Here is a 10,492-nt window from a genome sequence, read left to right as displayed (position 1 = left end):
TTCAACCGGATCCAGTCGCGCTGGCTGTCCACGGCGGGCGCGCTCACCTACCCGCTGTACCTGCTCCACGGGGGCAGCCGGGGGCGGCGGGTACTGGCCCCGCTGCTCACCACCCGCGCCCTGCCCGCGGTCACCGTCGTACGGCGCGTTCATCGCTACCCCACCTCATCGTCCGCGGCCGGCCGGCCCCACTACGCGTCAACGTTCCACTTTCTCACCCGAGCCGGATGGCTCCGTGTCATGCGATCCGGTGTCCGGGGCCGGGTCACCCGGCCGCGCGGGCCGGTCGTCCCCCGGGCCTCCGTTCTCCGGCCCGTCGCCGTCCGCGCCGGGCCGTCCGCCCTCCGCACGGGCGGCGGACCGCTTCCGCTTGATGTAGATGCGGAGCCCCGCGAGGACCAGCAGGAGCACACCGCCTGCGATGACGAGGAGAACCATAGGGGTGATGGACGTGACATGCACAGTGAAGACGACCGGGTCGCCGTAGGGCTGGCCCTCGGCCGTGTAGAGCCGGGCCGTCACGCGCACCGGGCCGTTGGCGTTGGCCCGGGTCTCGAACTTCACCGACTGGTTCTGCCCACCGTTGATCTTCACCGGCTGGGAGCGGTCGACCTGCAGACGATTGGTCTGGCTGGATTCCAGCACCAGGTGGAGCCCCTCGATCCCCTGCAGCAGGCCGTTGTGGACCGTCATGGGGATGGTCGCGCTGCGCCCGGACAGGGTGACGTCGGACTTCTTGATCAGCTCCACGCGGCGGGTGAGCCCGTACAGGTAGGACTGCACCGCCTCGCGGAACTCGGCGGCGTCCTTGCGGTCGCCGCGCCACGAGGTCGACATCTCACGCATGATCGCGCTGCCGAACGGGGTCACCACGCGGTCCTGCGAGGTCAGGATCACCTTGAAGCCGTCCAGGGTGGCCTGGGTCTTCTGGATCTCCTGGAACGCCTTGGTGGTCAGCTCCTGCTCGCGCAGCCGGTCGGGGTACGAGCCGGTGCCGGGGACCTGCTGGTTCGCCTCCGGGTCCGGCTTGGCGGCGGCCGCGTCGCCCAGGTTGACCGGCTGCGTCCACCGGTTGTCCGAAAGGGCCTTGATCCCCGCGGCCATCGCCTGGGCCTGGCTGCCGGTCGGCATGCGCTGCGGCGCCACCACGATGCTGCGCTCGTTGTCCGGCGCCTGCCGGTTCACCAGGAGGGTCTGGGCGACGAACCGCTGCACGGCGAGCGAGTACTCGCCGGCGCGGACGAGGTCGCCCTGGAAGCCGGTGGACATCCGGGCGTCCGCCACGACGGCGGTGTTGCCGCTGCCGATCTGCCGGGCCGCCGTGGGGCTGTAGGACGTCCGGTCGCGGAAGCTGTCGCTGCGCGCGATGACGTTGTGGGCGCCGGCCGACGTGGCGACGTCGATGATCGAGGAGTCGACGGCGCCGTCGACGGGCCAGGCGAAGTCCGTGCGCGGCTTCACCCCGAGGATGGTGTCCACGGTCGTCGAGGCGAGCTCCGTGGCGGACTGCAGGTGGCTCAGGGAGCCCGGCACGTCCTTGCCGTGGTGCGCCAGCGACGCGAGGTCGGGGTCGCCGAACGGCAGCGCCACCACCTGGTCGCCCGCGACGGCGTTCTGCAGCTGGCTGAGCCACTGCTTGGCGACCGCCTGGCCCCGGCCCGGGGTGGTCCTCCCGTCCGGCCCGCTCACCCGGTAGCTCTTGGTCATGGCCTCGACCGTGGCGAGCAGGTCCGGGTCGATCACCCAGGTGATCGGGAGGTCCTTGCCCAGCGCGACCAGCTGCTGCAGCCGGCCGCCCGGGGCCAGCTCCGCGGCCAGGTCGTCGTTGGGGAAGATCGGCGTCTGCTGCTGGTCGGACTCGGTCCGGGCGGTCAGGTGGGTCGCGGAGATCAGCGGCCACAGGAACGTGAGCTGCGTCTTCTTGCCCTCGACCGCGGAGGGCTGCCAGGTCAGCAGCGTCTGCGCATGGCCCAGCACCCGCTCGAAGCCCGCGTCCGCGGTGCGGCCCGACAGCGAGACGCCGAGCTGGTAGACCCCGTCCTTGCTGATGTCCAGGTCCTTCGCCGGCAGCGAGATGCTGAAGTCGCGGGCGGCCCCCGGAGGAAGCTTGTCGATCTTCTGAGTGTGCTTGCCGATCTCGGAGCCCTCGGCGCCGGCGGACCGGCTGCCGGTCTCGTCGGCGTCGACCCGGCTGTTGATCTGGCTGCCCACCCGCAGGCCGACGTGCGCGTCGGTGACCGTCGAGCCGCCGTTGTTCGTGACGCTGCCCGAGACGGTGACCGTGTCGTCCTGCTTCGGCGCGGCGGGGGTCAGCGTGTGGACGGAGACGTCGACCGGGCGGGAGCTGCTGGACTCGGCGCGGGCCGCCGGCGCCGCCGGAAGCTGCACCAGGCCGAGCAGCAGCGCCACGCCCATCAGGAGCGTCGCAAGGTGCCGGGACCACCGGCAGGCAGCAGCGGAGGGGGTCTCCTGGGTCTCTGCCGCCTCGGCCACGCGCTCGCCCGTCCCTCGTCGTCGTCAGTGGTCGTCGGTTGTGCGTCCACGAATGGTAACGAGGCCCGCTGTGACGAAGTGCTGCGGACCGCTCCGCAAGATCGCGCAGCAGGCTCGATGTCCCGGCTGCGCCCGCTTTGCGCGGCCTGCGCCAAGCGTCCGTAACCGGGAGGCCCCGGGGCGCGCGGCCACGTACCCTCTTCTGTTGTGCCGAATGCCAACAATGACAGCCCCACCCAGTCGCCGACCAACGAGCTCAGCCACGTGCAGCGCCGTGCCGTGAGCGAGCTTCTGAGGGTCTCCCCCGTGGCCGACGACCTCGCCCGCCGATTCCAGGAAGCCGGGTTCACGCTTGCCCTGGTCGGTGGATCCGTACGGGACGCGCTGCTCGGCAGGCTCGGCAACGACCTCGACTTCACCACGGACGCCCGCCCGCAGGACGTCCTGAAGATCGTCCGGCCCTGGACGGACGCCGTCTGGGAGGTCGGCATCGCCTTCGGCACCGTGGGATGCCGCAAGGCCGACTTCGACATCGAAGTCACCACATACCGGTCGGAAGCCTATGACCGGACCTCCCGCAAGCCGGAGGTCTCCTACGGCGACTCCATCGAGGAAGACCTCGTCCGCCGCGACTTCACCGTCAACGCCATGGCCGTCGCGCTGCCGGAGAAGCAGTTCATCGACCCGCACAACGGCCTGGAAGACCTGGCCGCCCGGGTCCTGCGCACCCCCGGCACCCCGGAGGAGTCCTTCTCCGACGACCCGCTGCGCATGATGCGCGCCGCGCGCTTCGCCGCCCAGCTCGACTTCGAGGTCGCGCCCGAGGTCGTCACCGCGATGACGGAGATGTCCGGCCGCCTCGAGATCGTCTCGGCCGAGCGGGTCCGGGACGAGCTCAACAAGCTGATCCTCTCCGACCACCCGCGCAAGGGCCTGAAGCTGCTGGTCGACACCGGCCTCGCCGCGCTCGTCCTGCCCGAGCTGCCCGCCCTGCGCCTGGAGCGCGACGAGCACCACCGCCACAAGGACGTCTACGAGCACACGCTCACCGTCCTGGAGCAGGCCATCGCCCTGGAGGGCCCCCGCGACCAGCCCGGCGGCGGCCCCGACCTGGTACTGCGCCTCGCCGCCCTGCTGCACGACATCGGCAAGCCGCGGACGCGCCGCTTCGAGAAGGACGGCCGGGTCTCCTTCCACCACCACGAGGTGGTGGGCGCCAAGATGACCAAGGCCCGGATGACCAAGCTCAAGTACTCCAACGAGCTGGTGAAGGACGTCACCAAGCTGGTGGAGCTGCACCTGCGCTTCCACGGCTACGGCACCGGGGAGTGGACCGACTCCGCCGTGCGCCGGTACGTGCGCGACGCCGGGCCCCTGCTGGACCGGCTCCACAAGCTGACCCGGTCCGACTGCACCACGCGCAACAAGCGCAAGGCCAATGCCCTCTCGCGGGCGTACGACGGCCTGGAGGAGCGCATCGCCAGGCTGCAGGAGCAGGAGGAGCTGGACGCGATCCGGCCGGATCTCGACGGCAACCAGATCATGGAGATCCTGGGCGTGGGCCCGGGCCCGCAGATCGGCAAGGCGTACAAGCACATGCTGGAGCTGCGCCTGGAGAACGGCCCGATGAGCCACGACGAGGCGGTCGCCGCGCTCAAGGAGTGGTGGGCGGCGCAGGGCTGATCCCTGCGTGCGTGTGTTTCACGTGAAACACGACGCGGCCCCGCATCAGAAGGTGTTTCACGTGAAACACCCACCGGTGCGGGGCCGCTTTATGTCTCCTCCCGGTTCCGGAAGCCCGCCAGAGCGACGGCGACGACGGCGTAGAGCGCCGCGATCACGGACACCAGCAGGGCCGAGCGGCCGTCGGGCGGCAGCATCAGGGCCGCCACTCCGGCCGCTCCGACGAAGGCGACGTTGAAGAGGACGTCGTAGAGCGAGAAGACCCGGCCCCGGAAGGCGTCGTCCACCGAGGACTGGACCACGGTGTCCGTGGCGATCTTGGCGCCCTGCGTGGTGAGGCCCAGGACGAAGGCGGCGATCAGCATGGGGACCCGCTCGAAGGGCAGGCCGAGGGCGGGTTCCAGCACCGCCGCCGCGCTGGCGCAGGCGACCATCCAGCCGAGCCTGCCCAGCCGGGAGACCGCCCAGGGCGTGATGACGGCCGCCGCGAAGAACCCCGCTCCCGAGACGGCGACGGCGAGCCCCAGCAGCGCCATCCCCTTGGACTCGCTGCTCGTCCACGCGTAGCGGCAGAGCATCAGCACGGTGACGGTCAGGGCTCCGTAGCAGAAGCGCATCAGCGTCATGGCGGCGAGCGCGCGGGCCGCCACGGGGCGTTCGGCGAGGTGGCGCACCCCCGCGGCCAGGCCCCGCGCAGTACCGGTCAGGGCGGCGCCCAGCCGGCGGGCCACCGGTGCGTCCGGTCCCAGCAGGCCGATGGGCATCAGCAGGGAGCACAGGGCTGCGGCCAGATAGAGCGCCGCGCCGAGCAGGACGACCCAGGCGTCGGCACCCGTCCCCTCCGGGGCGGCCACGCGTACGGCGAAGGCGAGACCGCCTCCCATCGTGGCCGCCAGGGTGCCGGCGGTCGGCGAGAGGGCGTTGGCCATGACCAGGCGCTCGCGTGAGTCGACCACCCGGGGCAGGGAGGCGGAGAGCCCGGCCAGGACGAAGCGGTTGACGGCGGTGACCGAGAGGGCGGACGCGTAGAAGAGCCAGTCGGGCACGCGCGCGACAATGAACAGGGCGGTCACGGCGGCCAGAGCGGTGCGCAGCAGGTTGCCGTGGAGCAGCACTTGGCGGCGGCGCCAGCGGTCCAGCAGCACGCCGGCGAACGGGCCCAGCAGCGAGTAGGGCAGCAGGAGCACGGCCATGGCCGAGGCGATGGCCGTGGGGGAGGCCTGCTTCTCGGGGGAGAAGACCACGTAGGCGGCGAGGGCGACCTGGTAGACCCCGTCGGCCGCCTGGGAGAGCAGCCGGACTGCCAGCAGGCGGCGGAAATCGCGAAGGCGGAGCAGGACGCGAAGATCACGCACAACGGGCATGGTCCACAGCCTCACACAACGCCCAGGTCCCCGGGCGGACAACCCGGGGACCTGTGGCGGAGCGAGAGGCGAAAGGAGCGGAACGCTTAGCGCTCGACCTCGCCCTTGATGAACTTCTCGACGTTCTCGCGGGCCTCGTCGTCGAAGTACTGCACCGGCGGCGACTTCATGAAGTACGAGGAGGCGGAGAGGATCGGGCCGCCGATGCCGCGGTCCTTGGCGATCTTCGCGGCGCGCACGGCGTCGATGATGACACCGGCCGAGTTCGGGGAGTCCCAGACCTCGAGCTTGTACTCCAGGTTCAGCGGGACGTCACCGAAGGCACGGCCCTCGAGGCGCACGTACGCCCACTTGCGGTCGTCCAGCCAGGCCACGTAGTCCGAGGGACCGATGTGGACGTTCTTCTCGCCCAGCTCGCGGTCGGGGATCTGCGAGGTGACGGCCTGCGTCTTGGAGATCTTCTTGGACTCGAGGCGGTCGCGCTCGAGCATGTTCTTGAAGTCCATGTTGCCGCCGACGTTCAACTGCATCGTGCGGTCCAGGATGACGCCCCGGTCCTCGAACAGCTTGGCCATCACGCGGTGCGTGATGGTGGCGCCCACCTGCGACTTGATGTCGTCACCGACGATCGGCACACCGGCCTCGGTGAACTTGTCCGCCCACTCCTTGGTGCCGGCGATGAAGACCGGGAGGGCGTTGACGAAGGCGACCTTGGCGTCGATGGCGCACTGCGCGTAGAACTTCGCGGCGTCCTCGGAGCCCACCGGGAGGTAGCAGACCAGAACGTCGACCTGCTTGTCCTTGAGGACCTGGACGACGTCGACGGGAGCCTCGGCGGACTCCTCGATGGTCTGGCGGTAGTACAGGCCCAGGCCGTCGAGGGTGTGGCCGCGCTGGACGGTGACGCCGCTGTTCGGCACGTCGCAGATCTTGATGGTGTTGTTCTCGCTGGCGCCGATGGCGTCGGCGAGGTCGAGGCCGACCTTCTTCGCGTCGACGTCGAAGGCGGCGACGAACTCGACGTCACGCACGTGGTAGTCGCCGAACTGCACGTGCATCAGACCCGGCACGCGGCCGTTCGGGTCGGCGTCCTTGTAGTACTCGACGCCCTGCACCAGCGAGGCGGCGCAGTTGCCCACGCCGACGATGGCTACGCGAACCGAACCCATTCCGGTTGCTCCCTGTTAGTACTCGACGAAGCCCTGCGGAGTGCAGGACTCACTGGTCCGGACCGGTGCGCTTGTCACGCCCGGCCCGCTCGCTCTCGATCAGCTCGTTCAGCCAGCGGACCTCGCGCTCCACGGACTCCATGCCGTGTCGCTGAAGCTCGAGGGTGTAGTCGTCCAGCCGTTCCCGGGTGCGGGCGAGGGAAGCGCGCATCTTCTCGAGGCGCTCCTCCAGACGGCTGCGGCGGCCTTCCAGCACGCGCATCCGTACGTCCCGTGAGGTCTGCCCGAAGAACGCGAAGCGGGCGGCGAAGTGCTCGTCCTCCCACGTGTCCGGGCCGGTGTGGGCGAGCAGCTCCTCGAAGTGCTCCTTGCCCTCTGCCGTCAGGCGGTAGACGATCTTCGCCCGTCGTCCGGCCAGGGACGCCGCACGGGCGTCCTCCGGAGCGCTCCCGGGCTCCTCGACCAGCCAGCCGCTCGCCACGAGGGCCTTCAGGCAGGGGTAGAGGGTGCCGTAGCTGAACGCACGGAACACCCCGAGGGAGGTGTTCAAGCGTTTCCGCAGCTCGTAGCCGTGCATCGGGGACTCGCGGAGCAGGCCGAGGACGGCGAACTCGAGGATGCCGGAGCGTCTGCTCATGTTTCGCCTCCTTGTCGCACACAGCCTAGTCCTTGTGATCCCTAGTCCCTATTGGTCCCTTATGCCGACTCCGAGTCGGTCCTTATGCCGAGCTGATGTATCGACTCGATACATCCAGACGATAGAACGCGCCCTTCCATGCGACAAGAGGGGGCACGGTGAACGAGGTCACATCACCGATTCGTGGGACACAAGCGGCCTGAATTGGAGTGAACATCCGCAGTAGGAGCGTTTTGGCCGTGCGTAGTCTGTGCGCCATGCAGACCAACGGGAACCGAGTGGCGACGACAGGCGTCCTCGTCCCGTATGCAATGCGCCCGGTTGCCTCAGGCAGCCGTTCAGCGCATCGGGGGGAACGCAAGCCACCTGCCGCTTCCAGGCGATAGCGCCTGCCCGAGGAGTAGTCGTTCGATGAGCGAGCACCGCCGCAAGCCGCCGCCGCAGCCTCAGGGCGGCGGACGAGCCGCGGCCAGGCGCGCGGCACAGCAGCCGGGACCCGGCCGCCGTGCCGCGCCAACCAGCAGTTCCGCCGCGCGGTCCGGCCGCGGCGAGTCCGACCGGCACGGCAGCCGGGCCGAAGGCCGCCGTGCGACCCAGCGAGGCCCGGCGGCCGGCGGGCGCAGACGCGGCGGCGATCCCGGAGGAGGCTCCGGCGGCCGCCGCCCGGGAAAGAAGCGCCTCATCGACTACCCCCGGGCGGGCAAGGACGGCGCCAAGCGCTGGATGCCCTCCTGGAAGCTGGTCCTTGGCACGGCCTTCACCTTCATCGGCCTGATCTTCGGCACCGTGGGCATCGCCCTGGCCGTGGTCCAGGTGCCGTCCGCCCAGCGGACCGCCCAGGTGCAGAAGAACGTCTACTACTGGGCCGACGGCAAGCAGATGGTGGTCGCGGGCGGCGGTGCGCTCAACCGCCAGATCGTCCCGATCTCCAAGATCCCCCTGTCGATGCAGAGGGCGGTGATCTCGGCCGAGAACGCCAGCTTCTACAAGGACTGGGGCGTCGACCCCATGGGCATCGCGCGCGCCGTCGTGAAGATGGCGCAGGGCGGGGAGACCCAGAGCGGTTCGACCATCACGCAGCAGTTCGTGAAGAACACCTACCTGAGCCAGGAACAGACGCTCAAGCGCAAGGCCACCGAGCTGCTGATCTCCATAAAGGTGGGCGCCACCAAGGACAAGGACGAGATCCTCGCGGGGTACCTCAACACCGCCTATTACGGGCGGGGGGCCTACGGGATCCAGGCCGCGGCACGCGCTTACTACGACAAGGACTGCAAGGACCTCACGCCGAGCGAGAGCGCTTTCCTCGCCGCCACGCTCAACGGTCCCAACCTGTACGACCCGTACGGCGGCCAGGGACCTGCGGCCACCCCGGAGAAGAACACCAAGCGGGCCACCGACCGCTGGAAGTGGACGCTGGACCGCGAGGTCGAGACCAACAACCTGAAGGCGACCGAGCGCGACATGTGGGTCGGCAAGGGCTTCCCGACCCCCCAGAAGCCCAAGCCCGCCACGAACCGCGCCGGCCAGATCGGCTACCTCACCGACCTCGCCGACAACTACGTCGTCGCCCACTCGGGCATCAGCAAGACCCAGCTGGACCGCGGCGGCTACCAGATCTACACGACGTTCGACCGCGACAAGGTGGCCGCCCTGGCGAAGTCCGTCGAGGACGTCCGCAAGGCGAACATCAAGCCGGACGTGCGGGAGCGCGACAAGTTCGTGCAGTTCGGCGGTGCCTCCGTCGACCCCAGGACCGGCAAGATCGTCGCCATCTACGGCGGCGAGAACGCGCTGGAGCACTACACCAACAACGCCGACTACACCGGTGTGCAGGTGGGCTCGACGTTCAAGCCCTTCGTGCTCGCCGCGGCCATGTCGCACGGCAAGCGCAACCCCGCCCTGGGCGAGCAGCAGAGCGACAGCCAGCGCACGATCGTCTCGCCCGACAGCGTCTACAACGGCAACAACAAGGTCACGCTGCGGAAGTACAACGGGCAGATCTGGCACGACACGGACGGCCGGGAGTGGCACCAGAAGAACGACGGTGAAGAGGACAAGGGCCTCGTCACCCTGCGCACCGCCATGCAGTTCTCGGTGAACACCCCCTTCATCCAGCTCGGCATGGACGTCGGCACGGACCTGGTCAAGGAGGCCGCCCTGCGGGCCGGCCTGGACAAGGACCAGCTCTCCGCCGCCACGCCCACCTTCTCGCTCGGCACATCGGCGCCCAGCGCGATCCGGCTGGCGGGCTCCTACGCCACCTTCGCCGCCAGCGGCAAGCAGATCGACCCGTACTCGGTGCAGAAGGTCGAGCGGGACGGCAGGGCGGTCTACGCGCACGAGACGAAGTCGGACACGGCGTTCTCGCCGAACGTGGCGAACAACGTCACCGACGTGCTCAAGACCGTCGTGGAGGAGGGCACGGGCACCTCGGCCAAGCTCGCCGGCGGCCGCCCGGCCGCGGGCAAGACGGGTACGACGGACGAGAACCGCTCCGCCTGGTTCGCGGGCTACACCCCGCAGCTGTCCACGGCGATCGGCATGTACCGGGTCGACCCCAACGCCAAGAAGCAGGAGTTCCTGTCGATGCGCGGCGTGGGCGGCAAGGAGACCATCCACGGTGCGTCGTTCCCGGCGGAGATCTGGGCCGACTATATGAACGCAGCGCTCAAGGGCCAGCCGATCGAGCAGTTCGAGCCGGCGCAGCCGCTCGGCGAGAAGATCTTCGGTGACGGTGCCAGCCCCTCCCCCAGCGCGCCTCCCTCCGCGCCCGCGTCGCCGTCGCCGTCCACCAGCCCGTCCGGCAAGCCGTCGAAGTCCGCCTCGCCGAGCCCGTCGGCGAGCAGGTCGTGCTCGGTGTTCGACTTCCGCTGCAAGCACGGCGGGACCACCGACGGGAGTACCGGCGGTCCCGGCGGCGGGCCGGGCGGCGGTCCCGGCGGCGGCCCCGGAGGCGGGCCGGGCGAGTCGCCGTCGCCCGACACCAGCAGGCGCCCCGGAGGCGGCGGCCTGTTCGGTGGCATGAACGGCTGACCAGCCCGGACCCACCGTTCCGGCATCCGTTTGAAGGGCCGTCCCGCGTTCGCGTGAGACGGCCCTTCACGTTATCCACAGGCATCGGCGGTCCACAGCCTCGTACGGCA

Annotated in this window: 6 protein-coding genes; 2 read left to right on the top strand and 4 right to left on the bottom strand. The window is 69.9% G+C overall.

Going from position 1 to position 10,492, the window contains the following annotated elements; genetic code table 11:
* Window positions 1–198: 198 nt before the first annotated feature.
* The gene (locus tag ACSNOG_RS19500; RefSeq protein ID WP_436753937.1) at window positions 199–2,493 is read right to left on the bottom strand and encodes a DUF6049 family protein; all 2,295 of its coding nucleotides are present in this window, start codon (window positions 2,491–2,493) and stop codon (window positions 199–201) included.
* 207 nt (window positions 2,494–2,700) lie between these two features.
* Here ACSNOG_RS19500 and ACSNOG_RS19495 point away from each other — a divergent pair, with 207 nt between their 5' ends.
* Entirely contained in the window at window positions 2,701–4,176 is a 1,476-nt protein-coding gene (locus ACSNOG_RS19495; RefSeq protein ID WP_436753936.1) for a CCA tRNA nucleotidyltransferase, read from the top strand.
* Between the two features lie 89 nt (window positions 4,177–4,265).
* On the opposite strand, the gene ACSNOG_RS19490 is transcribed toward ACSNOG_RS19495, so the two are convergent.
* The 3 genes from ACSNOG_RS19490 to ACSNOG_RS19480 all read right to left on the bottom strand — a co-directional run bounded on the left by ACSNOG_RS19490 (window position 4,266) and on the right by ACSNOG_RS19480 (window position 7,346).
* On the bottom strand, window positions 4,266–5,540 hold the full coding sequence (locus ACSNOG_RS19490) for an MFS transporter (RefSeq protein WP_436753935.1): 1,275 nt from the start codon (window positions 5,538–5,540) through the stop codon (window positions 4,266–4,268).
* Window positions 5,541–5,626: 86 nt separating this feature from the next.
* On the bottom strand, window positions 5,627–6,709 hold the full coding sequence (locus tag ACSNOG_RS19485) for an inositol-3-phosphate synthase (RefSeq protein WP_436753934.1): 1,083 nt from the start codon (window positions 6,707–6,709) through the stop codon (window positions 5,627–5,629).
* Between the two features lie 49 nt (window positions 6,710–6,758).
* Window positions 6,759–7,346, bottom strand: a complete 588-nt coding sequence (locus ACSNOG_RS19480; RefSeq protein WP_436753933.1) for a helix-turn-helix transcriptional regulator — start codon at window positions 7,344–7,346, stop codon at window positions 6,759–6,761.
* A gap of 411 nt (window positions 7,347–7,757) precedes the next feature.
* Here ACSNOG_RS19480 and ACSNOG_RS19475 point away from each other — a divergent pair, with 411 nt between their 5' ends.
* Window positions 7,758–10,382: a transglycosylase domain-containing protein gene (locus ACSNOG_RS19475; RefSeq protein WP_436753932.1), complete on the top strand. Its 2,625-nt coding sequence runs from the start codon at window positions 7,758–7,760 to the stop codon at window positions 10,380–10,382.
* Window positions 10,383–10,492: the final 110 nt, after the last annotated feature.

This window comes from Streptomyces sp. URMC 124 (genome assembly GCF_051386455.1).
Classification (GTDB): Bacteria; Actinomycetota; Actinomycetes; order Streptomycetales; family Streptomycetaceae; genus Streptomyces.
The sequence above is the reverse complement of the archived record's forward strand: the minus strand, read 5'-3'. Positions and strand labels throughout refer to the sequence as shown.

Excerpts from the sequence above, each read along its gene's own strand:
- ACSNOG_RS19490 (WP_436753935.1), bottom strand. The coding sequence starts at position 5,540 with ATGCCCGTTGTGCGTGATCTTCGCGTCCTGCTCCGCCTTCGCGATTTC.
- ACSNOG_RS19480 (WP_436753933.1), bottom strand. The coding sequence starts at position 7,346 with ATGAGCAGACGCTCCGGCATCCTCGAGTTCGCCGTCCTCGGCCTGCTC.
- ACSNOG_RS19475 (WP_436753932.1), top strand. The coding sequence starts at position 7,758 with ATGAGCGAGCACCGCCGCAAGCCGCCGCCGCAGCCTCAGGGCGGCGGA.
- ACSNOG_RS19485 (WP_436753934.1), bottom strand. The coding sequence starts at position 6,709 with ATGGGTTCGGTTCGCGTAGCCATCGTCGGCGTGGGCAACTGCGCCGCC.